Annotated in this window: 23 protein-coding genes and 2 pseudogenes; 22 read left to right on the top strand and 3 right to left on the bottom strand. The window is 49.1% G+C overall.

Annotated features, from left to right (window positions below):
- The first annotated feature begins 163 nt into the window (after positions 1-163).
- Positions 164-1,183: a DNA polymerase III subunit delta gene (gene holA, locus D5E69_RS15225; protein WP_048006154.1), complete on the top strand. Its 1,020-nt coding sequence runs from the start codon at positions 164-166 to the stop codon at positions 1,181-1,183.
- 802 nt (positions 1,184-1,985) lie between these two features.
- On the opposite strand, the gene rpsT is transcribed toward holA, so the two are convergent.
- Positions 1,986-2,237 (bottom strand): 30S ribosomal protein S20, encoded by a 252-nt coding sequence (rpsT, locus tag D5E69_RS15220; protein WP_048006153.1) that lies wholly within the window; start codon positions 2,235-2,237, stop codon positions 1,986-1,988.
- A gap of 190 nt (positions 2,238-2,427) precedes the next feature.
- Between rpsT and gpr the strand changes: the two genes are divergently transcribed.
- The 14 genes from gpr to deoC all read left to right on the top strand — a co-directional run bounded on the left by gpr (position 2,428) and on the right by deoC (position 18,550).
- Complete coding sequence (gene gpr, locus D5E69_RS15215; protein ID WP_048006152.1) at positions 2,428-3,540, top strand: GPR endopeptidase; 1,113 nt, start codon at positions 2,428-2,430, stop codon at positions 3,538-3,540.
- A gap of 140 nt (positions 3,541-3,680) precedes the next feature.
- On the top strand, positions 3,681-4,391 hold the full coding sequence (gene spoIIP, locus D5E69_RS15210) for a stage II sporulation protein P (RefSeq protein ID WP_159129878.1): 711 nt from the start codon (positions 3,681-3,683) through the stop codon (positions 4,389-4,391).
- A 16-nt stretch (positions 4,392-4,407) separates the two neighbouring features.
- Complete coding sequence (locus D5E69_RS15205; RefSeq protein WP_159129877.1) at positions 4,408-4,746, top strand: DUF3679 domain-containing protein; 339 nt, start codon at positions 4,408-4,410, stop codon at positions 4,744-4,746.
- A gap of 94 nt (positions 4,747-4,840) precedes the next feature.
- A complete protein-coding gene (gene lepA / locus D5E69_RS15200; RefSeq protein WP_048006150.1) occupies positions 4,841-6,673 on the top strand; it encodes a translation elongation factor 4 in 1,833 nt (610 codons plus the stop codon).
- Between the two features lie 110 nt (positions 6,674-6,783).
- Positions 6,784-7,911 (top strand): radical SAM family heme chaperone HemW, encoded by a 1,128-nt coding sequence (gene hemW, locus D5E69_RS15195; RefSeq protein WP_048006149.1) that lies wholly within the window; start codon positions 6,784-6,786, stop codon positions 7,909-7,911.
- A gap of 85 nt (positions 7,912-7,996) precedes the next feature.
- Entirely contained in the window at positions 7,997-9,031 is a 1,035-nt protein-coding gene (hrcA, locus tag D5E69_RS15190; protein ID WP_048006418.1) for a heat-inducible transcriptional repressor HrcA, read from the top strand.
- A gap of 45 nt (positions 9,032-9,076) precedes the next feature.
- Positions 9,077-9,640 (top strand): nucleotide exchange factor GrpE, encoded by a 564-nt coding sequence (grpE, locus tag D5E69_RS15185; RefSeq protein WP_048006148.1) that lies wholly within the window; start codon positions 9,077-9,079, stop codon positions 9,638-9,640.
- Between the two features lie 35 nt (positions 9,641-9,675).
- Entirely contained in the window at positions 9,676-11,505 is a 1,830-nt protein-coding gene (gene dnaK, locus D5E69_RS15180; protein ID WP_048006147.1) for a molecular chaperone DnaK, read from the top strand.
- Between the two features lie 144 nt (positions 11,506-11,649).
- On the top strand, positions 11,650-12,786 hold the full coding sequence (dnaJ, locus tag D5E69_RS15175) for a molecular chaperone DnaJ (RefSeq protein ID WP_048006146.1): 1,137 nt from the start codon (positions 11,650-11,652) through the stop codon (positions 12,784-12,786).
- A 25-nt stretch (positions 12,787-12,811) separates the two neighbouring features.
- Positions 12,812-13,756, top strand: a complete 945-nt coding sequence (gene prmA / locus D5E69_RS15170; protein WP_048006145.1) for a 50S ribosomal protein L11 methyltransferase — start codon at positions 12,812-12,814, stop codon at positions 13,754-13,756.
- A gap of 1 nt (position 13,757) precedes the next feature.
- Positions 13,758-14,510, top strand: a complete 753-nt coding sequence (locus tag D5E69_RS15165; RefSeq protein ID WP_048006144.1) for a 16S rRNA (uracil(1498)-N(3))-methyltransferase — start codon at positions 13,758-13,760, stop codon at positions 14,508-14,510.
- Between the two features lie 5 nt (positions 14,511-14,515).
- Positions 14,516-15,844, top strand: a complete 1,329-nt coding sequence (gene mtaB / locus D5E69_RS15160; RefSeq protein ID WP_048006143.1) for a tRNA (N(6)-L-threonylcarbamoyladenosine(37)-C(2))-methylthiotransferase MtaB — start codon at positions 14,516-14,518, stop codon at positions 15,842-15,844.
- A 232-nt stretch (positions 15,845-16,076) separates the two neighbouring features.
- The gene (locus D5E69_RS15155) at positions 16,077-17,738 is read left to right on the top strand and encodes a glycoside hydrolase family 13 protein (RefSeq protein ID WP_048006142.1); all 1,662 of its coding nucleotides are present in this window, start codon (positions 16,077-16,079) and stop codon (positions 17,736-17,738) included.
- Between the two features lie 140 nt (positions 17,739-17,878).
- The gene (gene deoC, locus D5E69_RS15150; protein WP_048006141.1) at positions 17,879-18,550 is read left to right on the top strand and encodes a deoxyribose-phosphate aldolase; all 672 of its coding nucleotides are present in this window, start codon (positions 17,879-17,881) and stop codon (positions 18,548-18,550) included.
- A 317-nt stretch (positions 18,551-18,867) separates the two neighbouring features.
- Here the strand turns inward: deoC and D5E69_RS15145 are convergent, their stop codons facing one another.
- Positions 18,868-19,785, bottom strand: a complete 918-nt coding sequence (locus D5E69_RS15145; RefSeq protein WP_231578727.1) for a Na/Pi symporter — start codon at positions 19,783-19,785, stop codon at positions 18,868-18,870.
- Between the two features lie 330 nt (positions 19,786-20,115).
- Here D5E69_RS15145 and rpsU point away from each other — a divergent pair, with 330 nt between their 5' ends.
- From rpsU to D5E69_RS15120, 5 genes and pseudogenes are all read left to right on the top strand, one after another.
- On the top strand, positions 20,116-20,289 hold the full coding sequence (rpsU, locus tag D5E69_RS15140) for a 30S ribosomal protein S21 (protein ID WP_032087602.1): 174 nt from the start codon (positions 20,116-20,118) through the stop codon (positions 20,287-20,289).
- A 14-nt stretch (positions 20,290-20,303) separates the two neighbouring features.
- A complete protein-coding gene (locus D5E69_RS15135) occupies positions 20,304-20,750 on the top strand; it encodes a GatB/YqeY domain-containing protein (RefSeq protein WP_048016269.1) in 447 nt (148 codons plus the stop codon).
- Positions 20,751-20,978: 228 nt separating this feature from the next.
- Positions 20,979-22,282, top strand: a pseudogene (locus tag D5E69_RS15130) (NfeD family protein).
- A 19-nt stretch (positions 22,283-22,301) separates the two neighbouring features.
- The gene (floA, locus tag D5E69_RS15125; protein WP_048006137.1) at positions 22,302-23,297 is read left to right on the top strand and encodes a flotillin-like protein FloA; all 996 of its coding nucleotides are present in this window, start codon (positions 22,302-22,304) and stop codon (positions 23,295-23,297) included.
- A 26-nt stretch (positions 23,298-23,323) separates the two neighbouring features.
- Positions 23,324-23,749 carry a YqfB family membrane protein gene (locus D5E69_RS15120; RefSeq protein WP_048006136.1) on the top strand — a complete coding sequence of 142 codons (426 nt, stop codon included), beginning with the start codon at positions 23,324-23,326 and terminating at the stop codon, positions 23,747-23,749.
- Positions 23,750-23,984: 235 nt separating this feature from the next.
- On the opposite strand, the pseudogene D5E69_RS15115 reads toward D5E69_RS15120, so the two are convergent.
- Positions 23,985-24,212, bottom strand: a pseudogene (locus D5E69_RS15115) (cupin domain-containing protein); the annotation flags it as partial.
- Positions 24,213-24,675: 463 nt separating this feature from the next.
- On the opposite strand from D5E69_RS15115, the gene yqfC reads away from it, so the two are divergent.
- Together yqfC and yqfD are read left to right on the top strand one after the other, a co-directional pair.
- Positions 24,676-24,960, top strand: a complete 285-nt coding sequence (gene yqfC / locus D5E69_RS15110) for a sporulation protein YqfC (protein WP_048006135.1) — start codon at positions 24,676-24,678, stop codon at positions 24,958-24,960.
- Between the two features lie 12 nt (positions 24,961-24,972).
- A complete protein-coding gene (gene yqfD, locus D5E69_RS15105) occupies positions 24,973-26,160 on the top strand; it encodes a sporulation protein YqfD (protein ID WP_048006134.1) in 1,188 nt (395 codons plus the stop codon).
- Positions 26,161-26,163 lie beyond the last annotated feature (3 nt).

Raw genomic sequence — 26,163 nt, 5'->3', positions numbered from 1 at the left:
TGAGGGAAATACCGCTGCAGCTCAAGGTTCCTAGGTCTTTTGCTGTCGCGTTAATATAGATATAGGGGGTGTCCTTTACGGTGGGCGTCCCCTTTTCCACTTGCCAAATGGGTAAAGCTTTTCTACCATAGAGGGATAGAAAGAAATATTGGAGAGTGCTGTCTTGGTTATCGATATCTGGAAGAAAATAGAGAATGCCCGATTCTCCCCGATTTACTTAGTTTACGGAAATGAATCATTTATTATTAATGAAACCCGGCAAAGGATCATATCCCATGCCATCACGGAAGAAGAGATGGACTTCAACTTTTCGACCTATGATCTGGAAGAAACACCGGTGGAAGTGGCGATTGAAGATGCCGAAACCTTTCCATTCATGGGCGAGAGGAGAGTCGTGATCCTTCAGAACCCCATCTTCCTCACCTCGGAGAAATCAAAGGGGAAAGTGGAGCACAACGTGAAGCGCCTGGAAGATTACATACAGTCACCGGCCCCCTATACGATCCTTGTCATCACAGCTCACTATGAAAAGCTGGATGAGCGGAAAAAGATCACGAAAGCCTTGAAAAAAGCCGGAGAAGTGGTAGAGGCCAAGAAGCTGTCGGAACAGGAACTGAAATCGTGGATCCGCGAACGCGCCACGACGCATGGGGTTCAGATCGATGAAGAAGCAGTTGAACTTCTCATCAATCTTGCCGGGACCAATCTGATGATGCTTACCCAGGAACTGGACAAGCTGTCCCTCTATGCGAGCGACACGAACCTCGTCGACGCCGCCGTCGTGGAAAAGCTTACGGCCCGTTCTCTTGAGCAGAATATCTTCGCCCTCGTGGACAAGGTCGTCCAAAGGCGTACCGACGAGGCACTCAGGATCTATTACGACCTCCTGAAGCAGAACGAAGAGCCCCTTAAGATCCTGGCCATCCTTGCCGGCCAGTTCCGCTTGATCTATGGAGTGAAGGAGCTGTCACGAAGGGGCTACGGCCAGCAAAAAATCGCCACCAACCTAAAGGTCCACCCCTTCAGGGTGAAGCTCGCCGCAGGACAGGCAAAACACTTCGACGACGCGCAGCTGTCCCGCATCATCGACCTCCTCTCTCAAGGAGATTACGAAATCAAATCCGGAAAAATCAAAAAAGAACTCATGATCGAGCTCTTCCTCTTAAAGCTGCATGCACTGTGAAGGGGAAAATGCATGACATGCACAGTATGAATAATTAGAACGATTCATTATCAAGACCCAGTAAAAATGAAAATGAACGTACTAGAAATGAATAGCAGGATGTTTTTTTCATGGGAAACCCCATCGAGAATAACAGAGTGGATTGAAGCGGAAGGCGCTTGACTCCGGCGGGAAGTGAGGAAAGCTCGAGACCCCGGAAGCGCAGCCGAGGAGGCTCGACTTCCTCCCCGCGGAAAGCAAGCGCTTGTAGTGGAAAGGAACGGTCAACGTTCCAGTTAGCCTCATTTACAAAGAAGTGTATGTTCAAGATTTGAATAGCAGGATGTTTTTTTCATGGGAAACCCCATCGAGAATAACAGAGTGGATTGAAGCGGAAGGCGCTTGACTCCGACGGGAAGTGAGGAAAGCTCGAGACCCCGGAGGCGCAGCTGAGGAGGCTCGACTTCCTCCCCGCGGAAAGCAAGCGCTTGTAGTGGAAAGGAACGGTCAACGTTCCAGTTAGCCTCATTTACAAAGAAGTGTATGTTCAAGATTTGAATAGCAGGATGTTTTTTTTATGGGAAACCCCATCGAGAATAACAGAGTGGATTGAAGCGGAAGGCGCTTGACTCCGGCGGGAAGTGAGGAAAGCTCGAGACCCCGGAGGCGCAGCCGAGGAGGCTCGACTTCCTCCCCGCGGAAAGCAAGCGCCTGGAGCGGAAAGGAACGGTCAACGTTCCACCTCAATCCCCATCTTCACAAAATAAAAGAACATATAAACACAAAAAAACCATTCCGATCATCAAACGGAATGGTTTTTTCATTAGTTCGCTTTTTTCATTAGGCGAGCTTTTTGGCGATCCGCAGTGTTTTTGTGGATCAAACCTTTTTGAGCTGCTTTGTCAAGCTGGCTCACGGCTACTTTCACTAGTTCTTGAGCGTTATCTTCGTTATTAGTAGCTGCCGCTTCTGCTTTCTTGATTGCAGTACGCATTGAAGATTTCACAGCTGCATTTTTAACGTTGCGTTCGTTGTTTGTTCTCACGCGTTTGATAGCTGATTTAATGTTTGGCATTTCTGTCACCTCCTACAAAAGGTTCGAGATTCTATTTGACTCGTGTATATTCCTAACTAATAAGAACAAGTGATATTTTATCAAACGCACCGGCAGAATGCAATACTCAGGATGAATTTAAACGGGTGAATGAAGCCGGGTGCTTAAGGAAAATATAATAGCAAGAATCCAGACGTGGGGGTATGCGCGCATGAAAAAGGAAGAAAACCTCGATTTAAGTGTTTATGAAGTCCGAACTGATCTCGCCGTTGAGGCACGTGAGATGGCACTCGCCGACCAAGGGGAGGATCAATCCGACATTCCCGGAGTCATCATCAAAGAAAAGGAAGAGGATGATGTGAAAGTGTCCCTCGTGTCGATCTCAAAGGAAGGCGAAGACAAGATCGGAAAGAAAGCGGGAAACTATCTGACCATTGAAGCCTATGGTATCCGGGAAGAGGATACAGAGCTCCAACAAAGGGTGGAGAAGATTTTTGCGAGGGAATTTTCGCGGTTCATCGAGAATAAGAACATCGCGAAAGACGCCAGCTGTTTGATCGTAGGACTGGGGAACTGGAATGTGACGCCGGACTCTCTCGGACCAAGGGTATGCGAGGATGTGATCGTGACCAGGCATCTGTTCAGGCTGCAGCCTGAATCCGTAGAGGAAGGGTATCGCTCCGTGAGTGCCATTGTTCCCGGGGTCATGGGGCTGACAGGGATCGAGACGAGCGATATCATCTTCGGTGTGGTGGAAAAGTCAAAACCGGACTTCATCATCGCCATCGATGCCCTTGCCTCACGTTCCATTGAAAGGGTGAATGCCACCATACAGATTTCGGATACGGGAATACATCCAGGTTCAGGCGTGGGGAACAAAAGGAAAGGGTTGGATGAAGAGACGCTCGGGGTACCCGTTTTTGCCATCGGTGTCCCGACCGTACTCGATGCGGTGACGATCGTCAGCGATACAGTGGATTTTCTATTGAAGCATTTCGGCAAAGAGCTGAAAGAAGGAGACCGCCCGTCCCGGTCCCTTGCCCCGGCCGGACTGAGCTTTGGGGAACGGCGCAAGCTAACCGAAGATGATCTGCCTGAGGAAGCTCACCGCCAGACATTTTTGGGAGTGGTCGGAACCCTCGCCGATGATGAAAAAAGGAAGCTGATTCATGAGGTCCTTGCCCCGATCGGCCATAATCTCATGGTTACACCGAAGGAAGTGGATGTGTTCATCGAAGACATGTCCAACCTGATCGCCAACGGGCTGAATGCTGCACTTCATGAGGCCGTCGACCAGGACGATACCGGATTCAAAACGAGATGATCGTCTGCCCCCTGCGTTGAGGGGGTTTTTGCATTTGGGTTTAAATCCGGGGGATTTCCCGATAATGCTACTAATTGCCGTTCTATCATCTCTATCAGATGAATAGAAATACTAGTGAGAGGCATGAAAGAAGGTGCCTGATGATGGGAGAAAGTAATCATAGACGTTCTCTGACACGGTTTTTAAAAAAGCCTGCCCTTCTCTTGTTTACCCTTACGCTCATCCCGGCCGGTCATCTATACAGTCATCCTACGGAAGGGGAGGTATTCTTGTATTTCACCCATTCAGAAGAAGCGTATGGGGACGGGAGTACGGTCATGGACGCCGGGGTTATGATCAAAAAAGAGCTGGAAAATGAGGGAATCCATGCTGAGCTTGACCGGACCGATGTGATCCGGCAGCTGCTTGAGCAGGATCTGCACTATGGAAGGGCGTATGAAAAGTCGAGGGAGCTTCTGATCCCTGTGATCCTCAGTCATCGGCAGCCGGTCACGCTCCTGGATATCCACCGTGACGCGGTGGATCCTTCCGTTTCGACGGCGACCATCCATGACAAACGATATGCGAGGATCGCTTTTGTCATCGGCCGGGATCAGCCGGGGTATAAGAAGAATCTTGAATTTGCCCGGGAAATGGTATCAAAACTAGAGTCCGCTTCTCCCGGTATCACCCGTGGGATCATCCTCAAAGGCGGTGCGGATACGGACGGGCGCTTCAACCAGGACCTGTCGGGTCATTCCCTCCTCCTGGAGTTCGGAGGGGTGGATAATTCGACCGATGAGATCGAACGGTCTGCCCGCGCTTTTTCAAAAGCGTACGCTGATTACCTGAACGGTGGGACGAAGAGATGAAAGGAGAAGGATGTTCATGAAGATGTTCACACTGAAATATCTTGTTTTGGCGGTGGCCTTATTCCTCGGCGTGCTGATCGGAATGCAATATGCCAATGATGGGATCGTGGAAACGAAAGGCGCCCAGCATGACGATGCCTTCTCCGCACCGGTAAAGGTTTCGGAGGATCCTGAAGGAAATATTGAAGCAACCATTTTGGGAGAAGATGTCGAAGGGAAGACGCTTAAAGAAAAGAAAGAAAAGCTGGAGGAAATGAAAGCCTATAATTTCTTTTCATCCATCGGCAAAACCATCGCGGGTCTGGTGGAGGGCATCACCAATAAGCTCCTCGACTTCCTCAGTTCACTCATATAACCTGGCGGCTTCAGTTTACATTGAATATTGCAGATGGTACTGCTATAATTCAAACTAGTGTATATGTGTGGAATTTACAGGAGTTGAACATAGAATGAATCGTGAAGAAAAATTGAACAGACAGTCCAGGATCAGGAACTTTTCCATCATCGCGCATATCGATCATGGGAAATCGACCCTGGCTGACCGAATCCTTGAAAAGACAAAAGCGCTGACCGCCCGTGAAATGAAAGAGCAGCTGCTCGATTCCATGGACCTTGAGAGAGAGCGCGGTATTACAATCAAACTGAATTCAGTTCAGTTGAAATATGCGGCGAAAGACGGCGAGGAGTATATCTTCCATTTGATCGATACTCCGGGACACGTCGATTTTACATATGAAGTATCCCGAAGCCTTGCAGCGTGCGAAGGGGCCGTACTCGTGGTGGACGCAGCACAGGGGATCGAAGCACAGACCCTTGCCAACGTGTACCTTGCTTTGGACAATGATCTTGAAATCCTGCCGGTCATCAATAAGATCGACCTTCCTGCGGCAGATCCTGAAAGGGTCAGACAGGAAGTGGAAGATGTCATCGGTTTGGATGCATCGGATGCGGTCCTGGCTTCTGCCAAGGCGGGAATCGGAATCGAGGATATCCTCGAGCAGATCGTGGAGAAAGTACCTGCTCCACAGGGTGATCCCGATGCGCCACTGAAAGCACTGATCTTCGATTCCCTCTATGATGCATACAGAGGCGTTGTCGCATACATCCGTGTGATGGAAGGGACCGTCAAAGTCGGAGACAAAGTCCGTATGATGGCGACCGGGAAAGAATTCGAAGTCACCGAGGTCGGCGTTTTCACACCGAAACCGACTGGACTCAAGGAACTTACCGTCGGGGATGTTGGCTTCCTGACTGCTTCCATCAAGAATGTAGGGGATACCCGTGTAGGGGACACCATCACCCTTGCAAACAACCCGGCTGAAGAAGCACTTCCAGGTTACCGCCGCATGAATCCGATGGTTTACTGCGGTCTGTACCCGATCGATTCCAATCGATACAATGATCTTCGTGAAGCCCTTGAAAAGCTTGAATTGAACGACTCGGCCCTTCAGTATGAACCTGAAACCTCCCAGGCACTCGGTTTCGGTTTCCGTTGTGGTTTCCTTGGACTCCTTCATATGGAGATCATCCAGGAAAGGATCGAGAGGGAATTCAAGATCGACCTGATCACGACGGCACCGAGCGTTATCTATCACGTAGAGCTGACCGACGGAGAGACCCTCAGCGTCGATAATCCATCCATGATGCCGGACCCTCAGAAGGTCGATCATGTACAGGAGCCATATGTAAAGGCAACCATCATGGTGCCGAATGATTACGTTGGCGCCGTCATGGAGCTATGCCAGAATAAGCGCGGAAACTTCATCGACATGCAGTACATGGACGATACGCGCGTGAACATCGTCTACGAAATTCCCCTGGCGGAAATCGTCTATGACTTCTTCGATCAATTGAAGTCCAATACGAAAGGGTATGCTTCCTTCGATTATGAGCTTATCGGCTACAAAGAATCGAAGCTTGTGAAGATGGACATCCTCCTGAATGGAGAGAACGTCGATGCCCTCAGTTTCATCGTCCACAGGGATTTCGCCTACGAACGCGGGAAGCTCATCGTGGAAAAGCTCAAGCAGCTGATCCCGAGACAGCAGTTCGAAGTGCCGATCCAAGCGGCGATCGGACAAAAAATCGTTGCCCGCTCAACCATCAAGGCCATCCGCAAGAACGTACTGGCTAAATGTTACGGCGGGGACATCTCCCGTAAGCGTAAGCTTCTCGAGAAACAAAAAGAAGGTAAAAAGCGAATGAAGTCCGTCGGTTCCGTCGAGGTGCCTCAGGAAGCATTCATGGCCGTCCTGAAAATGGACGACACGGATTCAAAATAATGACCAACCCCCAACGGATGGGGGCGCACACATACAGGGGGAAGGGGGAAAGCGTCGGATGATTCGGCGCTTGCCCCCTTTCTCTATGAGTTGAAATAGGAGGGATATCAATGGCCAAATCAGCCTATATCCACATCCCTTTCTGCGAACATATCTGTCACTACTGTGATTTTAATAAGGTGTTCCTTGAAGGCCAGCCGGTCGATGAGTATTTGATGCGGCTCGGAGAAGAAATGAAACTGCGCAGGCAGGAAGGACAGCTCGATACGATCTTCGTCGGCGGGGGTACCCCGACATCCCTGGATGCACGCCAGCTTGCATATCTATGCGAAAAGATCAATGAACATCTCCCGTTCTCAGGAGGGGAGTTCACGTTCGAAGCGAACCCTGGAGATCTGGGGGAAGAGAAGCTGAAGGTGCTGAAGGACCATGGTGTAAACCGATTGAGCTTCGGTGTACAGTCGTTCAATGATGACCTGCTGAAGTCGATCGGGCGGACGCATAAGAGTGAAGACGTGTACACTTCCGTCAAAGCCGCTGAGAAAGTCGGCTTTGAAAATATCAGCATCGATCTGATCTACAGCCTGCCGAAGCAGACGGAAGAAGATTTTAAGGACACCCTGACGAAGGCCCTCGATCTTGGCTTGCCTCATTACTCGGCATACTCCCTGATCGTGGAACCGAAGACGGTGTTTTACAACCTGATGAGAAAAGGAAAGCTGTCCCTGCCGTCACAGGAGCAGGAGGCCGCCATGTACGATGTGCTCATCCAGACGATGGAACGGTATGGCATCCATCAATATGAAATCAGCAACTTTGCCAAGGAAGGCTTTGAGAGCCTTCATAACCTTGTTTATTGGGATAATGAAGAATATGTTGGTTTAGGAGCCGGTGCACACGGTTATATAAACGGAGTGCGCTATTCCAACCACGGTCCATTGAAGAAATACATGGAACCTGTGAGCATGGGTGAGGTACCGACGATTCAGTCCCATGATGTGACCAAGGGCGAGATGATGGAAGAAGAGATGTTCCTCGGTTTAAGGAAGACAGCAGGGGTCAGCAGGAAGAGATTCGAAGAGAAATTCGGTACGTCCGTCGAAAGCATCTTCCCCGATGCGCTGGAGGAGATGACGGGTAAGGGACTCCTCGAGGTTGCAGGCGATCGGATCCGTCTCACGAAGCAGGGACGTTTCCTGGGGAATGAAGTATTTCAATCTTTCCTTGGTGTGATCTAAAATATTGACATCCCTATCATGATTTGATAATTTATTATTAGATTTAGCACTCAGTATCTAAGAGTGCTAACAGGGGTGATGAATGTTGTTAACAGATCGACAACTTCTTATTCTACAAGTCATTATCGACGACTTTATCATGTCGGCTCAGCCGGTCGGCTCCCGGAGCCTGTCCAAGAAGGATGAAATCTCCTTCAGTTCGGCAACGATCCGGAACGAAATGGCCGACCTTGAAGAACTCGGGTTCATCGAAAAGACCCACACTTCTTCAGGCCGCGTCCCTTCCGAGAAAGGGTACCGGTACTATGTCGATCATCTTCTATCTCCACAAAAGCTGGAGAAGAATGAAGTGAATGCACTGCGTTCGATCTTTTCCGAGAGGATTTATGAGCTGGAGAAAGTGGTTCAGAAATCAGCCAAGATCCTTTCCGATTTAACCAATTATACTACGATCGTCCTCGGGCCGGATGTGAAGGAGAACAAACTTCGTAAAATCGAGCTCATTCCGCTTAACCGCGAAACGGCGATCGCCATCATTGTGACCGAAAATGGTCATGTGGAGAATAAAACGGTGGCCCTGCCGCCGGGCATGGATGCAAGTGACCTTGAAAAGCTCATCAATATCCTGAATGACCGCCTCACGGGCGTTCCCCTCAGTGAGCTGAACGACCGCATCTTCAAGGAAGTTGCCATCCTGCTGAAACGGCATATCGAAAGCTATGACAGCATCCTGCATTCGATGCTCGATGACTTCCATCTGTCGGGAACGGATAAACTGTTCTTCGGCGGGAAGACAAATATGCTGAATCAGCCTGAGTTCAACGATATCCAGAAAGTCAGGCTCCTTCTTGAGATGATTGATCAAGAAGAAAGCATCTACGATCTGATCCGTCCTTCCGGGTCCGGGCTCAGCATCAAGATCGGTAAAGAGAATAACAATCTTGCCATGGAAAACTGCAGCCTCATCACCGCGACCTACTCAATCGGGAGGGAGCAGCTGGGGTCGATCGCCATCATCGGTCCGACACGGATGGATTATTCCAGGGTGATCAGCCTCCTCGACTTCTTTTCGACGGATATGTCCAAGGTGCTGACCAAGCTGTATCAAAGCAAAAGCTAGTGGCTATATTGTAGAAGTCACACTTATTTTAAGGAGGTGAACGAATTGTCTGAAGAAACGAAGAATGATCAAGAATTGAATGAAGAACAGCCGAAAGTGGACAATGAAGAAACAGTTGAAGAGGTTTTCGCTGAAGAAGAACCTCAGGAAGAGCAAACAACTGATGAACTGTCCGAGCTCCAGGCGAAGCTTGACGAATCCGAGAATCGCTATCTTCGCCTCAGAGCGGATTTCGATAACTTCCGTCGCCGTATAAATGCTGAGAATGAAGCGAAGGAAAAGTATCGCTCGCAGGCATTGATCACTGAATTATTGCCGGCCCTCGATAACTTTGAACGCGCTTTGAATATAGAAGCGGATAATGATCAAACAAAAACCCTCCTTCAAGGGATGGAAATGGTCCACAGAAGCCTGATCGAAGCCCTCAAAAAAGAAGGTGTAGAAGCGATCGAGGCTGTAGGACAAGAGTTTGATCCGCATATGCATCAAGCCGTCATGCAGACTGAAGACGAAGCATACGGAAGCAACGTGGTTGTCGAAGAGTTCCAAAAAGGCTACAAGCTAAAGGACCGCGTCATCCGTCCATCCATGGTGAAAGTCAATCAATAATACACTACATATGAATACAGGGAGGTTTTTCTACGATGAGTAAAATTATCGGAATCGACTTAGGTACAACAAACTCTTGCGTATCCGTACTTGAAGGCGGAGAACCGAAAGTCATCGCCAACGCTGAAGGTAACCGTACGACACCTTCTGTTGTCGCATTCAAAAATGGAGAAAAACAAGTTGGGGAAGTAGCGAAGCGTCAAGCGATCACAAACCCTAACACCATCATTTCCGTTAAACGCCACATGGGTACCGCCCACAAAGTGGAAGCGGAAGGAAAAGACTACACGCCTCAAGAAATCTCAGCCATGATCCTTCAACACTTGAAATCATACGCTGAAGACTATCTTGGCGAAACCGTTGATAAAGCAGTCATCACTGTACCTGCTTACTTCAACGATGCCGAGCGTCAAGCAACGAAGGATGCGGGTAAGATCGCCGGTCTTGAAGTAGAACGCATCATCAACGAGCCGACGGCAGCAGCTCTTGCTTACGGACTCGATAAAATGGACGAAGATCAAACGATCCTTGTATATGACCTTGGTGGCGGTACGTTCGACGTATCCATCCTTGAACTCGGTGACGGTGTATTTGAAGTCCGTTCAACTGCGGGTGACAACCGTCTTGGTGGGGATGACTTCGACCAAGTCATCATCGATTATCTTGTAGCTGAATTCAAAAAAGAAAACGGCATTGATCTTTCAAAAGACAAAATGGCTCTTCAACGCTTGAAAGATGCAGCTGAAAAAGCGAAAAAAGACCTTTCTGGTGTCACGTCCACCCAAATCTCCCTTCCGTTCATCACGGCCGGAGAAGCTGGACCGCTTCACCTTGAAGTCACTCTATCACGTGCGAAATTCGAAGAAATCTCTTCTGACCTTGTAGAGCGTACTATGGGACCTACTCGCCAAGCGATGAAAGATGCCGGTCTATCTGCAAGCGAGATCGACAAAATCATCCTTGTTGGTGGATCAACCCGTATTCCTGCCGTTCAGGAAGCGATCCGCAAAGAAACCGGAAAAGAGCCTTCAAAAGGCGTTAACCCGGATGAAGTTGTGGCAATGGGTGCCGCAATCCAAGGTGGAGTCCTGACTGGTGACGTCAAAGACGTTGTCCTTCTCGACGTAACTCCACTGTCGCTCGGTATCGAAACAATGGGTGGCGTATCAACAAAGCTCATCGACCGTAACACAACGATTCCTACATCAAAATCACAAGTGTTCTCAACAGCCGCTGACAATCAGACAGCCGTTGATATCCATGTGCTTCAAGGTGAACGCCCGATGGCTGCGGATAACAAAACGCTTGGCCGTTTCCAACTTGCTGATATCCCGCCGGCTCCACGCGGTGTTCCTCAAATCGAAGTTAAATTCGACATTGATAAGAACGGGATCGTCAACGTAAGTGCGAAAGACCTCGGCACAGGCAAAGAGCAAAACATCACAATCAAGTCGTCAACTGGCCTTTCAGATGAAGAGGTTGAACGCATGGTGAAGGAAGCAGAAGAAAACGCCGATGCGGATAAGAAGCGTAAAGAGGAAGTTGAACTTCGCAATGAAGCAGACCAACTCGTCTTCCAAACGGAAAAAACGCTTAAAGACCTTGAAGGCAAAGTGGACGAAGAAGAAGTGAAAAAAGCGGAAGATGCGAAAGCGGAACTGAAGGAAGCGATCGAGAAGAACGATCTTGACCTGATCCGTGAGAAGAAAGACGCACTTCAGGAAGTCGTTCAGAACCTTTCCATGAAGCTTTACGAGCAAGCCCAGGCAGAAGCACAGGCTGCACAGGGAGCTGAAGGCGGAGACGCAAAGAACGATGACGTCGTAGACGCTGAGTACGAAGAAGTAGACGACGAAAAGAAATAAATCAACCATTGAAAAAAGTCAAAGTCAGGACGGTTCTTGGCTTTGGCTTTTTCTATGGGGAGGGATCCGATGGTTTCTATTGATAATGGATCTCCCCCAATGTTAAAATAACCTTTATGCAAAGGATTCGGGAGTGGTGTTTGAATGAGTAAACGGGACTATTATGAAGTTCTCGGTGTCGAAAAAGGCGCCTCGAAAGAAGAAATGAAGAAAGCATACCGCAAACTCTCCAAAAAATATCATCCTGATATTAATAAAGAAGCGGATGCTGCAGACAAGTTCAAAGAAGTGAAAGAAGCGTACGAAGTATTGAGCGATGATCAGAAGAGGGCTCAGTATGATCGATTCGGACATACCGATCCAAACCAGGGATTCGGCGGCGGTGGAGCAGGAGACTTCGGCGGAGGATTCGGAGGATTCGAAGATATCTTCAACACGTTCTTCGGCGGCGGCGGAGGCGGTGGCAGAAGACGCGATCCGAACGCCCCAAGGGCAGGAGCCGATCTGCAGTACACCATGACGCTTTCCTTCGAAGAAGCGGTCTTCGGAAAAGATACCGAAATCGAGATTCCAAGAGAAGAAGAATGCGATACCTGTCATGGATCGGGTGCGAAACCCGGGACGAAAGTGGAAACATGCTCCCACTGTCAAGGTTCCGGCCAGCTGAATGTGGAGCAGAATACCCCATTCGGACGGATCGTCAACCGACGTGTATGCCACCACTGTAATGGATCGGGTAAACAGATCAAAGAGAAGTGCAGGACATGTGGGGGAGACGGCAAGGTGCAAAAACGCCGCAAGATCTCCGTCAAGATCCCTGCAGGAATCGATGATGGACAGCAGCTGCGGGTGAGTGGTCAAGGTGAACCAGGCATCAACGGCGGGCCTGCGGGAGATCTCTATGTCGTGTTCCACGTACGGAGCCATGATTTCTTCGAGCGTAATGGAGATGACGTTTACTGCGAAATGCCAATCACGTTTGCACAGGCTGCCCTCGGAGATGAAATCGAGGTACCGACATTGCACGGCAAGGTCAAACTCAAGGTCCCTGGAGGCACACAGACGGGTACCCGCTTCCGCGTAAAAGGGAAAGGTGTTCCGAATGTAAGAGGCTACGGTACAGGGGATCAGCACGTCCTGATCAAGGTCGTCACTCCGTCCAAGCTGACGGAAAAACAGAAACAGCTGTTAAGGGAATTTGCCGATATCAGCGGGCAGATACCGGATGAACAGCACGAAAGTTTCTTTGATAAAGTGAAAAAAGCCTTCAAAGGTGAATAACTCAGAACGGAGTTGGTAGAGAAACATGAAATGGTCAGAAATCAGTATCCTTACAACGAACGAAGCAATCGAACCAGTTTCCAATATCCTTCATGAATCAGGTGCCAGTGGTGTCGTGATTGAAGATCCGATGGAGCTGATCAAAGAACGGGAAGACGTATTCGGGGAGATCTACCAACTCGACCCTGAGGATTATCCCAATGAAGGTGTGTTGGTCAAAGCGTATCTGCCGGTCAACAGCTTCCTTGGTGAAACCGTTGAGGAAATCAAGCAGGGCATCACCAATCTCGTGACCTATGACATCGATATCGGTGAGAACAAAGTGGAGATTTCCGAAGTGAATGAGGAAGAGTGGGCGACGGCGTGGAAAAAATATTATCACCCGGTGAAGATTTCTGATAAGGTGACGATCGTGCCGACGTGGGAAGAGTATACCCCTGTCAACAGCGACGAACTCATCATCGAGCTCGACCCTGGTATGGCATTCGGTACGGGTACGCATCCCACCACGGTCATGTGCATCCAGGCCCTTGAGCGGACCGTGAAGGAAAACGACTTCGTCCTCGACGTCGGGACCGGATCCGGTGTCTTATCCATCGCCTCTGCCCTCATGAAGGCAGAGCGAGTGAACGCATATGACCTGGATGAAGTAGCCGTACGCTCGGCAAGATTGAATGTCAAGCTGAATAAGGTCCAGAACATCGTGACGGTGGATCAGAACAATCTCCTTGAAGGCATCACGGAGGAAGCCGATGTGATTGTAGCGAATATCCTGGCTGAAATCATCCTTCGCTTCACCGAGGACGCATATCGCCTCACGAAGCCCGGTGGATATTTCATCACGTCAGGGATCATCCAGCCGAAGAAACAGCAGGTCCGTGACGCTCTTGAAGGTGCAGGGTTCCACGTGGAAGAAGTCATGGTGATGGAAGACTGGGTTGCCATCATCGCGAAGCGGCCGGTGAATTGATATGCAGCGCTACTTTGTAGGGGAACCCTATCACGATGGAGAATGGGTCTCCATTTCAGGAGAAGATCATCATCATATCGTCCGGGTGATGAGGATGCAGGAAGGCAGCGAGCTCTTCGTTGTTTTTCCTGACCAATCCTCTGCCATCGGGAAAATTGAAAGGATTTCCAGTGACGCTGTCGATGTATCGATAGTAGAATGGGAGTCGGACAAGAAGGAAATGCCAATTTCAGTCACCATTGCGAGCGGTTTGCCGAAAGGGGATAAGTTGGAATGGATCCTTCAGAAGGGAACCGAGCTTGGCGCCTCGGGATTTATCCCTTTTAAAGCAGAACGCTCCATTGTGAAATGGGATGAAAAGAAGGGGAAGAAGAAAGTCGAGCGCTGGGAGAAGATTGTCAAGGAAGCGGCCGAACAGTCGCACCGCACGCTGATCCCCGACCTTTCTTCACCGCTTACGTTAAAAGAATTGCTTGTGGAAGCCGAGGGGTATGATTACAAGCTTGTCGCATATGAAGAAGAATCGAGAGCGGGAGAAAGAAGCAATCTTTCAAACGTGCTCTCGGAAGTGAAGCCTTCACAAAGGGTCTTGATCCTATTCGGACCCGAAGGCGGTTTGACCGATAGCGAAGTGGAATTGTGCAAGGAAAACGGGTTCATCCCATGCGGCCTCGGACCGAGGATCCTACGGACGGAGACCGCTCCTCTTTATGCTCTGTCCGCCATCAGCTATCAATTAGAATTAATGAGGTGAAGGCAATGCCATCAGTAGCGTTCCATACGTTAGGATGCAAAGTGAATCATTATGAAACAGAAGCGATCTGGCAGCTGTTTAAAGAAGAAGGATACGACCGGGTGGAGTATGACTCCATTTCAGACGTATACGTGATCAATACGTGTACAGTGACAAATACGGGGGATAAAAAGAGCCGTCAGGTAATCAGGAGGGCAATCCGTAAGAATCCCGACGCAGTCATCTGCGTGACGGGATGCTATGCGCAGACCTCCCCTGCAGAAATCATGGCCATCCCCGGAGTGGATATCGTAGTCGGAACGCAGGACCGCAGGAAGATGCTCACATACATCGAAGAGTACAAAAAAGAACGCCAGCCGATCAACGGCGTGACCAATATCATGAAAAACCGCGTATATGAAGAGCTGGATGTACCGGCCTTTACGGACCGTACAAGGGCTTCACTCAAGATCCAGGAAGGCTGCAACAACTTCTGCACGTTCTGCATCATTCCATGGGCCCGCGGACTCATGCGCTCCCGTGACCCCGAAGAAGTCATCAACCAGGCACAGCAACTGGTTGATGCAGGATACAAGGAAATCGTCTTGACCGGGATTCATACTGGAGGATACGGGGAAGACATGAAAGACTACAATCTTGCCATGCTTCTCACCGACCTCGAGAAGAAGGTGAAGGGGCTGAAGCGGATCAGGATCTCATCCATCGAAGCGAGTCAGCTTACGGATGAAGTCATCGATGTGATCGATCGATCCAATATGGTCGTGAGGCATCTCCATATTCCGCTTCAATCCGGTTCCAATACCGTCCTGAAGCGCATGCGCCGGAAATATACGATGGAATTCTTCGCTGAAAGGCTTGAAAAGCTCAAGAAAGCATTGCCGGGCTTGGCCGTGACTTCTGATGTGATCGTCGGATTCCCAGGTGAAACGGAAGAAGAGTTCATGGAAACGTACAATTTCATCAAAGATCAAAAATTCTCTGAACTCCATGTGTTCCCTTACTCACAAAGGACAGGTACACCTGCTGCCAGGATGGATGATCAAATCGATGAAGAGGTGAAGAATGAACGTGTTCATCGCCTCATCAATCTATCTGATCAGCTGGCGAAGGAGTATGCTTCCGGGTTTGAAAACGAAGTGCTGGAAGTAATCCCTGAAGAACAGGTGGACGGGAATCTGTATGTAGGGTATACGGATAACTACCTGAAAGTTATCTTCCCTGCAAGCGAGGAGATGATCGGGAAACTCGTGAAGGTGAAAATCACCAAGGCCGGTTATCCGACCAACCAAGGTGAATTCGTACGGGTCCTCGAGGATCAAAAAGCTGTTATCTGATGAAAAGGCTGCCGATTGGCGGCCTTTTTTTCATGGCTCGGAACTGCAAGAAGTAAAAATCTTGTCGTGACTGTGCAAATTTATAAAATAGATATTGCTATGACCCATGGAAGCAGGTAAACTAAACGTAGCTGGAATAAAACCTTTCCGGTACTTTTTTTCTACGGTTGTGCAAACGATTGCATTTAATTTGAAAGCGTTTAATATAAAATTATAGATAAGGTGTGATGAGATGGAACGATCATGGCGTAAAGAAGCAGTGGGATATCAGATTTACCCCCGGAGTTTTCAAGATTCCAACGGGGACGGGATCGGAGATATTCAAGGTGTCATTCAACGGCTTGATTATATCAAGGACCTTGGCATCGATGTGATCTGGATCTGTCCGGTATATGAATCCCCGAATGATGATAACGGGTATGATATATCCGACTATCAGGACATCATGAAAGATTTCGGTACGATGGAAGATTTCGACCAGCTCCTGTCTGAAGTGCATAAGCGGGGTATGAAGTTGATCATGGATCTCGTGTTGAACCATACGAGCGATGAACATCCATGGTTCATTGAATCCCGGAGCGCTGTCGATAGTCCGAAACGGGACTGGTATATCTGGAGGGATGCAAAAGACGGGAAGGAACCGAACAACTGGGAAAGCATCTTCAATGGTTCGGCATGGGAATTCGATGAAGAATCAGGGCAATACTATTTGCATGTGTTCTCCACGAAGCAACCCGACTTGAACTGGGAGAATCCAGATGTACGTGAAGCGCTGTATGACACGGTGAACTGGTGGCTCGACAAAGGGATCGATGGATTCCGGATCGATGCCATCAGCCATATTAAGAAGCGTCCCGGCCTTCCGGATATGCCGAATCCTGAAGGGAAGAAATATGTTTCATCATTCGATATGCATATGAACCAGGAAGGGATCCACACCTTCCTCAAAGAATTCAAAGAACAGACCTACGCGAATTATGATGTGTTGACCGTCGGCGAAGCCAATGGGGTAAGTGCAGATGAGGCTGGCCTATGGGTCGGGGAGAAGGAAGGGAAGATGGACATGATCTTCCAGTTCGAGCATCTTGGACTATGGGATGCCGAGTCTGATGCCGAGCTCGACATCGTGGAATTGAAGAAGGTTCTCAGCCGCTGGCAGAAGGGGCTTGAGGGTGACGGCTGGAATGCCCTGTTCATCGAGAACCACGATAAGCCGCGGGTTGTGTCGACCTGGGGGAATGATACCGATCTGTGGAGGGAGAGCGCGACTGCTATGGGAGCGATGTACTTCCTCATGCAGGGGACCCCGTTCATCTATCAGGGACAGGAAATCGGCATGACCAACGTCCAATTCCCTTCACTTGAAGACTATGATGATGTAGCTGTGAAGAATCTGTACCGCGCCAAGCGTGAGGAAGGATTGGAACATGACGCCATCATGGAGATCATCTGGGCATCATCACGTGATAACAGCCGTACGCCGATGCAGTGGTCTGCTGCTGATCAGGCAGGCTTCTCCTCTGTGGATCCGTGGATGAAGGTCAATCCGAACTACAGGGAGATCAATGTATCCGCACAGGAAAAAGATCCGGGATCAATCCTTTCATTCTATAAGAAAATGATTGCACTTAAGAAATCAGAGCCTGTGTTCACATATGGGGTCTACGAGCTGCTTCTTAAGGACCATCCGCAGATCTATGCGTATACCCGAAGCGTTGAAGACACCCGTGTCGTAGTGCTCACGAATTTATCGACGGAAGGTGCGGAAGTGGATCTTGGTGACATCCAGGTGGTGTCTTCCCGACTGCTCTTGGCCAATCATGAAGTCGAAGCTCATGAAGAATCGAGTATGATCACGCTCAAACCATATGAAGCAAGGGTCTACAAGATCTAGAATGGAATGTCGGGGAAAACGGTCTCATCCCTATGATAGCTGGAGTGGTGCGTGATCTTCCAACAAGAAATACTCGTCTTTTTCAGAGGATTTTGGTATGATGATGGAGGTACGGACAACTGTTAAAAGGAGAGATTGGAATGGCTCAACAAATTGCTAATATGATCGACCATACATTACTGAAACCGGAATCAACAAAAGAACAAGTCGAAATCCTCTGTCAAGAGGCAAAAGAATATACATTCGCATCTGTATGTGTGAACCCTACTTGGGTGGCATATGCACATGAACTGCTTGAAGGAACACAGGTGAAGGTCTGCACGGTCATCGGATTCCCACTTGGAGCTTCCACCCCTGAAGTGAAGGCATTCGAAACAAAAGATGCCATTGCCAATGGAGCGACGGAAGTGGACATGGTCATCAACATCGGCGCGCTTAAGAGCGGGGATGATGCATTGGTGAAACGGGATATGGAAGCGGTCGTGGCAGCTTCTAAAGGAAAAGCCCTATCAAAGGTCATCATCGAGACATGCCTTCTGACGGACGAAGAAAAGGTGAAAGCCTGCAAGCTTGCTGTTGAGGCAGGTGCCGATTATGTGAAGACGTCTACTGGATTCTCCACTGGTGGGGCAACGGTAGCCGACATCACCCTCATGAGGGAAACGGTCGGACCTGATATCGGCGTCAAAGCATCTGGAGGAGTCCGCTCCCTTGAAGATGCCCAAAACATGATCGAAGCAGGAGCCACAAGACTTGGTGCGAGCTCCGGTGTGAAAATCATGCAGGGACTTGCTGCAGAATCTGACTACTAAGGTTATATAGGGCGCGGCTGGGACAAAAGTGTTTCAGTCATCGTAAAAACCGAATTCACTTGCGATAAGGCAAATGAATTCGGTTTTTTCAATTGGTTCATGACCATCATCGTTTCCAGCGGTTGTTTGGGGTGCAAGACAAAGACTCCTACGGGAAGAGTAGCTGATGTGATAACCCGCAGGCCAGCCGGGGAAGCTCACGGGCTACCCGCGGAAAGAGAAGTCTTGCACGGAAATCATGAGCGTATAAAGAATCTGCACTGATCGTGTTCGTCGTTAAATGGTCCCTTTTTTGATATGTTCTAACCTCTTTTTCATCATTCCTTGGGACCGTGTATTCTCTCAATAAATCGGGCGAATCTTGAAGCGAACGGAAGGACCATAAGCGAGCAGACAAGGTTGAAGATCACACTGGCGTGGGCGAGCTGCATGTCCCCTGAAGACGAGAGGGCCTCTACGCCTCTCGTCAAAAGGGGAAAAAGAGGTATGAAAAGTCCGACGCCGATGACGTTCAGCCACACATGTGCATAGGCCGTGAGCTTTGCCTCGCGTCCCCCGCCGAAGCTCGCCATGATGGCCGTGATGCATGTCCCCACGTTTGCTCCGAGCATCACCGCGATGCCCGTATCGATCCCTATCGACCCTGCCGCAAGAAACCCCATGGCAACCCCTGTCACCACCGTGCTGGACTGGATGATGGCAGTGAGAAGACAGCCGACCAAGAGGGCGAGTAAGAGATGGCGATCCATGTTTTCCATGTACCCTTTCATCGCCGGATGCTGCGTCAGGGGTTCAGCAAGGTGCTGAATGCCCATGATGGCGGTGAAGATCAAGCTGAAGCCCACCAAGGTCATCCCGAAGCTCCTGCCATTCGTCGATCCGAATAAGAGGAGGATGGTTCCCGCGACGGCGGCAGGGATGATGAGCATATTCAGGTTGAGTGTGAACATTTCCAACGTGAAGGTGGTCCCGATATTTGAACCCAGCATGATCCCGATCGTCTGTCTGAACGGAATCATGCCCGAGGAAGCAAGCCCTACTGTCAACACCATGACCGCTGAACTACTGTGAATCAATGCCGTCAGGACCGTCCCGGTCAAGACGCCCCTGACCGGTGTATGGGTCAGGTAGTGAAGCCACCTCCGGATATTATCACTGGCAAGGTTGAACAGCCCTGTCCTCAGCCAGGTCATCCCGAATAGGAAGCAAGCGATGAATAGAATGAAAACCAACATATGTCCCATGATCTGATCATTTCCCTTCCGACTGAATAGAAGAGCATACTCAAATCTATGGGGAAACCGCGGAGGACATGCCTATTTATGTCCCGATTCGGGATAAATTGTTGACCTATCACATAGGATATATTATAATGGCAAAGTACATGGATTCCTTTTAGTACTTTGTGGGATTCATCCAAGAAAGACATACACTTTCTGTCCCCTTGTGACAATGCAGCAAGGGAAGATCTTAAGTAAAGGGACATCCATTGTCCTTGGATTTGGTACAAACCATTTCTGACTTGAACATGTAAGTGTAGTGTGTTCGGAGGGAGGGAAAGAGAGATGTCAAAAACAGTTGTTCGTAAAAACGAATCGCTTGAAGATGCTCTTCGTCGCTTCAAACGCTCAGTTTCTAAAACAGGAACTTTACAAGAGTTTAGAAAGCGCGAATTCTATGAAAAACCAAGCGTAAAACGCAAAAAGAAATCAGAAGCAGCAAGAAAACGTAAGTTCTAAGAGAGGGTGTAACCATGAGTCTTCTCGATCGTTTAAATGATGATATGAAACAAGCGATGAAAAACAAAGAAAAGGAGAAGCTGTCCGTCATCCGCATGCTGAAGGCCTCACTTCAAAATGAAGCCATCAAGTTCGGGAAACAGCAGCTCTCTGAAGACGAAGAGTTGACAGTCCTTTCTCGAGAAGTCAAACAACGGAAAGACTCCCTCCAGGAGTTTCAAAGCGCAGGTCGTGACGATCTCGTGGAGAAACTCCAAGCAGAACTGACTTACGTCGAAATATATATGCCTAAGCAGCTTTCGGAAGAAGAAGTTTCAGCCATCGTCCAAGAGACGGTAGCAGAAGTGGGCGCTTCATCTAAAGCTGACATGGGCAGAGTGATGGGAGCGATCATGCCCAAGGTAAAAGGGAAAGCTGATGGGGCTCTCGTCAATAAACTTGTTCTTCAACATCTATCATAGGAAAAAGCCGGGAAGCAGTAGCTTGCCGGCTTTTTTAGTAAGTAGCATGCATCAACAGCCCCGCGGATCCTCTCCTGCAGATGTGTGCCCGTCACGCCGCCCTGATCACGTTCCACTCTTTCAACCAGAATCTTGCCGCCTGAGAAAAATTCAAAAAAGATGAAACCTGATCCCCAACTCAAACGTACATAAGTCAGGGAATAATTTTAATGAAACGAGGGGGTCTGTTTGAAAAAAGGATTATTGGTTTTGTTCCTGTTCCTTTTCGGGTATTCGCTGATCCAGCCATTGACAGGTGCCGCCGCCAAAGAGGCCTATGTGATCCCGGTCCACAAAGAAGTGGAACGCGGTCTGCATGCCTTCCTTGAACGGGCCGTCAAGGAAGCGGAAGATGCCGGAGCCGATGTGATCATTTTCGATCTCAACACCCCGGGTGGTCTTGTGGATGCCGCGGGTGATATCGGTCAACTCATGGATGGAATCGATACAAAGACAGTCGCCTTCGTTAATCATAAGGCGTTGTCTGCTGGGGCGTTCCTGGCCCTTCACGCCGATGAAATCTATATGGTGCCGAATGGACAATTCGGTTCTGCAGCTGTCATCGACCAGGAAGGAAACGCAGCGGATAAAAAAGCTCAGAGCTATTGGCTGTCTTCCATGAAAAGTGCAGCTGAATCCAAGGATCGTGATCCGAAGTACGCCATGGCGATGGCTGACGATTCTATGTCCATCCCCGAAGTCGACCTTGAGAAGGGTGAGCTGTTGACCCTGGGGCTAGTGACGCCGAAAAAGTCGGATATTCCGACGGTACGGTAAGCAATATGGATGAACTTCTTCAAAAGCTGGGCGCTGAAGAGGATTCTGTTGTGAATGTGGAAGCAACCTTCGCTGAAAAGCTTGCCCGCTTCTTGACGAATCCGGTCGTCGTTCCGATCCTCCTGTCACTTGCCAGCCTGGGGCTTATCGTAGAACTTTATTCTCCGGGGTTCGGGGTAGCAGGAACAGTCGGGATCAGCTCGCTCCTTTTATTCTTCTATGGTCATATGGTGGCGGGTCTTGCGGGGTATGAAACCCTCATCCTCTTCATCATAGGGATCGCGCTGTTGATAGCAGAGTTTTTCCTCCCGGGAGGAATTGCCGGCACGCTAGGGGCAGCAGCCGTCATCGGCAGCATTTTTATGGCAGGAGGCGATTTTGTGCAAATGGGTTACTCGATTCTAATAGCCATCGCTGTAGCGATCGCCGCCATCATTCTGTATGTAAAGGTGTTTGGTAAAAAGATGAGACTATTCAATAAGATGATTTTGCGAGATTCAACATCCACGGAAAGCGGTTACGTTTCAAATGCCAACAGATTGGAACTCATCGGACGCGAAGGCATCACCAAAACGCCACTCCGGCCATCGGGCACCATCCTCATCGACGACGAGCGCATCGATGCCGTCACCGAGGGAAGCTTCATCAAAGCGAATGAAAAGATCAAGATTGTAAAAGTGGAAGGTTCCCGTATCGTCGTAAGGGAAATCACATAAATTATTGGAGGTTGTGTAAATGGTCATTGATACAAGTTCGATTCTCTTGATTGCCGCCATTGTGGTGGGGATCATCATTCTATCCATCCTATTCACGTTCGTCCCTGTGATGCTGTGGATTTCAGCACTTGCAGCAGGTGTCAGGATCAGCATCTTCACGCTGATCGGTATGAGACTGAGAAGGGTTATCCCGAGCAGGGTCATCAATCCGTTGATCAAAGCCCATAAAGCCGGTCTTCAAGTATCCATCAACCAGCTTGAGAGTCACTATCTTGCAGGGGGGAATGTCGACAGGGTCGTCAACGCCCTGATCGCTGCCCACCGTGCCAATATCGAATTGACATTCGAACGCGGAGCCGCCATCGACCTCGCAGGAAGGGACGTACTGGAAGCCGTTCAAATGAGTGTTAATCCGAAGGTTATCGAAACACCATTCATCGCCGGTGTAGCGATGGACGGAATTGAAGTGAAGGCGAAGGCCCGTATTACCGTCCGTGCCAATATCGACCGACTCGTCGGTGGAGCCGGTGAGGAAACCATTGTTGCCCGTGTAGGGGAAGGGATCGTATCCACAATCGGTTCTTCCGACAATCATAAAAAGGTTCTGGAAAACCCTGATCTGATTTCACAGACGGTCCTATCAAAAGGATTGGATGCAGGGACGGCTTTTGAAATCCTGTCTATTGATATCGCGGATGTGGATATCGGTAAAAACATCGGTGCCGAGCTTCAAACAGAGCAGGCTGAAGCGGATAAAAAGATTGCCCAGGCGAAAGCGGAAGAAAGAAGGGCAATGGCCGTTGCAAACGAACAAGAAATGAAAGCAAAAGTCGAAGAAATGAGAGCGAAAGTTGTGGAATCCGAGGCGGAAGTACCTCTTGCCATGGCGGAAGCTTTGCGTTCAGGCAACATGGGTGTCATGGATTATATGAATCTTAAGAACATCGATGCCGATACGGATATGAGAGATTCCATCGGAAAAATGACCGGGGACAAACACGATACGGATAAGTAAGTCCCTGAAGGAAAGGAGATGCCTTCATGGAAGGACTGATACTTGCGATTGTCATCGGTCTGATCTCCGCCCTTTTCGGCCGTAATAAAGAAAAGGGAAAGGATCAGACCAACAGACCCCGTACGCCGACCCCGGGCAGCAATCCTTCCCGGTCACCTGAAATCGAACAAACAAAAGCAAGAGTCGAAGAACAAGTGAAAAAGGGTGCCGCGAGCATCCAGACACGTTTTGAAGAGAAGAAGGCAGCCGCTCAGAATACTGTTGCCCATACCTTGAAAGAAGAGGAAAAGCGGTTATCGAAGCAGATGGAGAAAACATTGGCGAAGGCTGAAACCATTCGGACAAAGCGCATCGACCTCGATTTCCACAATCAAGATGACGTGGTGAAAGGGTTCATTTACTCCGAAGTTTTCGGAGCGCCAAGATCGAGAAGAAGGCATCACCGGAAATAATTGAACGATTGATGCAGCCTGAGCGCAATCTTCGTTTGGTAATGCAGTAAGTTTAAAGTGTGGATGAAGACGGATCCATACGTCATTTGGAATGGGTGAGGTGCACGTGAAACCTCACCTTTTTCTTTGGAGAAAATGGCCTTGATCAAGTTTTCTTCAAAACGCTGAGGGAGTGCGATATTCTTACAATCGCACTCCCTTTATTCATGACTTAATGGGATGCCTCACGAACCATCTACATGCTTTTGCTTTGCAGAAGAAGCTTGGATGCGCCATTACGCTCCCATTCTTCCACTGTTTTATATGCTTTTTCTGGTGCAAAGCCTTTCCCGACAAGAACGCCCATTAAAATGAATTCCTGAAGAATATGAGTAGCGTTTATTCCCCTTTTGACATCCTCTAACCCTTTATTTACTAGAAAGTCCGTATGAGTAATCCATTCATCAGGTGTTCGCCCAAAATAAACGGCACTTTTATTGCCGTTTTCATTCCTATCTTCTATAGCCATGTTCCTCCCCGGCATAGGACCAGGCTGTTGAAAAGTGGAAGCACCTCCGAACGGTACGGGGCAGTGGTTAAGCGGAAAAGAGGGAGCCCCATTATAAACGTGCGGAGGTGTAGATGTGCGACTTTCAACAGGACAGCTCCAATAAGAAGGACTCATCCTCCCGCACCCCGTGTTCTTGTAGTAGAAGTTTGGATGGTAGTACCTATGTGGATCGTCATACATTTCTCTCAATCCCTTCTGGGTTGTCGAGATATCCTATGCTCTACATCGGGTGAATGTACGTTATTTGGGCAGTCAACTTTCCTTCATTGGAGGCAGGGGGGCTGCAAGCTTTAAGGAAACCTGGATTTTATACAAGGGCTATACATATATCTCTCAATTAACTCATACGTATGAGATGAAAGGGGGTTCTTTTTTTATGGCGAAAAACTGGTTCCAGGAAATGCGCAAATGGATGACAGAGAAGATGGACCTGCCGGAAGATGTCATGATGGACCTACCCCGCATCACAATGATTGGACAAATCCATATTTATATAGAAAACCACAGGGGGCTGCTGACTTTTGCGGATGATGAAGTGAGATTGCTCCTGAAGCAAGGACAGCTCTTAATCAAGGGGGAGCAATTTGTGATCAAAATCATCCTCCCTGAGGAGATCCTCTTGCAGGGAAAAGTCGTCGAAGTAATCTATTTAGATGAGTAGGAGGAACGGACTTTGAAGAATCAATGGGTCACCTTTATCAATGGCAAGGTCATGGTTAAGATCGAGGGTAGGGTGATGGAACCTGCACTGAACGCCTTATTGAAGGCAGGGATCCCGGTATGGGATGTAAAACGGAAGGCAACGGGAGCCATCACATTCCAGATCGCATTCAGTGACGTACATAAGCTGAGGCATGCTGTGCGCCCGTTCGACTGCAGGGTCTCCTTCTTGAAAGGAGAGGGGGGGCCGTTCCTTTTGAAGCGGATATGGAAGAATTCCGGTTTTCTCGCCGGAGCCCTCGCTTTCTTCGCCATCATCTTCGTCCTCTCCAATATGATCTGGGGGATCGAGATCAAGGGGGCATCCCCGGAAGTCGAGCATCAGATGAGGAAAGAATTGAAGTCATTGGGGCTCTCCACGGGTAAAACGCAGTTCACGGTCCCGGATGTGGAAACCATCCAGCGGGAATTATCTTATCGCATGGATAATATCACCTGGGTCGGCGTGGACCTTAAGGGGACAACCTTTCACTTCCAGGTAGTCGAGAAGAATGCGCCCGAACCGGGGGAAGTCACAGGGGCACAGCATCTTGTGGCCGGTAAGAAAGCGGTCATTGTCCGCATGTTCGTAGAAGAGGGTGATCCGAAAGTGGCGGTCTCCGACTATGTGGAAAAGGGGCAGCTGCTTGTATCCGGGTTGATCGGTACAGAGGATAAACCAAAGGGCGTACCCGCCAAAGGCGAGGTCTTCGGGGAAACCTGGTATAAGACGAGCGTCGACCTTCCTCTCCAATCAACGTTTTCCGTCTTTACAGGAAATGAAAAGAGGCGTTTCCACGTCGGGATATTCGGATGGAAACTTCCTGTATGGGGCTTCGGGGATCCTGAATATAAGGAATCCGTGAAAGAAGAGAACACGAAGCGGCTGCGCTTTTTGAAATGGGAAACACCCATCGCCATAACCGACACTTCCATAAAAGAGAAAGAAGTGGTGGACCGCAAGTATACAAAAAAGGAAGCTCTTGCAGAAGCGAGGAAGCTTGCACGGAACAACCTTCTATCCCAACTTCCGGACGATGCGGAAATAAAGGGAGAAAAAATTTTGCATGAGAAGTTCGAGAATGGTAAAGTTAGGGTAACCATTCACTTTAAGGTAGTAGAAAACATTGCAGTAGGACAACCACTCATTCAAGGAGACTAGCGA

Source organism: Rossellomorea marisflavi (genome assembly GCF_009806575.1).
Lineage (GTDB): Bacteria > Bacillota > Bacilli > Bacillales > Bacillaceae_B > Rossellomorea > Rossellomorea marisflavi_A.
This window is presented reverse-complemented; position numbering and strand designations above follow the sequence as displayed.

Excerpts from the sequence above, each read along its gene's own strand:
- yqfC (WP_048006135.1), top strand. The coding sequence starts at position 24,676 with ATGGCGAAAAACTGGTTCCAGGAAATGCGCAAATGGATGACAGAGAAG.
- lepA (WP_048006150.1), top strand. The coding sequence starts at position 4,841 with ATGAATCGTGAAGAAAAATTGAACAGACAGTCCAGGATCAGGAACTTT.
- D5E69_RS15135 (WP_048016269.1), top strand. The coding sequence starts at position 20,304 with ATGAGTCTTCTCGATCGTTTAAATGATGATATGAAACAAGCGATGAAA.
- mtaB (WP_048006143.1), top strand. The coding sequence starts at position 14,516 with ATGCCATCAGTAGCGTTCCATACGTTAGGATGCAAAGTGAATCATTAT.
- dnaJ (WP_048006146.1), top strand. The coding sequence starts at position 11,650 with ATGAGTAAACGGGACTATTATGAAGTTCTCGGTGTCGAAAAAGGCGCC.
- D5E69_RS15120 (WP_048006136.1), top strand. The coding sequence starts at position 23,324 with ATGGAAGGACTGATACTTGCGATTGTCATCGGTCTGATCTCCGCCCTT.
- D5E69_RS15145 (WP_231578727.1), bottom strand. The coding sequence starts at position 19,785 with ATGTTGGTTTTCATTCTATTCATCGCTTGCTTCCTATTCGGGATGACC.
- dnaK (WP_048006147.1), top strand. The coding sequence starts at position 9,676 with ATGAGTAAAATTATCGGAATCGACTTAGGTACAACAAACTCTTGCGTA.
- prmA (WP_048006145.1), top strand. The coding sequence starts at position 12,812 with ATGAAATGGTCAGAAATCAGTATCCTTACAACGAACGAAGCAATCGAA.
- gpr (WP_048006152.1), top strand. The coding sequence starts at position 2,428 with ATGAAAAAGGAAGAAAACCTCGATTTAAGTGTTTATGAAGTCCGAACT.
- D5E69_RS15155 (WP_048006142.1), top strand. The coding sequence starts at position 16,077 with ATGGAACGATCATGGCGTAAAGAAGCAGTGGGATATCAGATTTACCCC.
- floA (WP_048006137.1), top strand. The coding sequence starts at position 22,302 with ATGGTCATTGATACAAGTTCGATTCTCTTGATTGCCGCCATTGTGGTG.
- rpsU (WP_032087602.1), top strand. The coding sequence starts at position 20,116 with ATGTCAAAAACAGTTGTTCGTAAAAACGAATCGCTTGAAGATGCTCTT.
- D5E69_RS15165 (WP_048006144.1), top strand. The coding sequence starts at position 13,758 with ATGCAGCGCTACTTTGTAGGGGAACCCTATCACGATGGAGAATGGGTC.
- hemW (WP_048006149.1), top strand. The coding sequence starts at position 6,784 with ATGGCCAAATCAGCCTATATCCACATCCCTTTCTGCGAACATATCTGT.
- spoIIP (WP_159129878.1), top strand. The coding sequence starts at position 3,681 with ATGATGGGAGAAAGTAATCATAGACGTTCTCTGACACGGTTTTTAAAA.
- deoC (WP_048006141.1), top strand. The coding sequence starts at position 17,879 with ATGGCTCAACAAATTGCTAATATGATCGACCATACATTACTGAAACCG.
- rpsT (WP_048006153.1), bottom strand. The coding sequence starts at position 2,237 with ATGCCAAACATTAAATCAGCTATCAAACGCGTGAGAACAAACAACGAA.
- D5E69_RS15205 (WP_159129877.1), top strand. The coding sequence starts at position 4,408 with ATGAAGATGTTCACACTGAAATATCTTGTTTTGGCGGTGGCCTTATTC.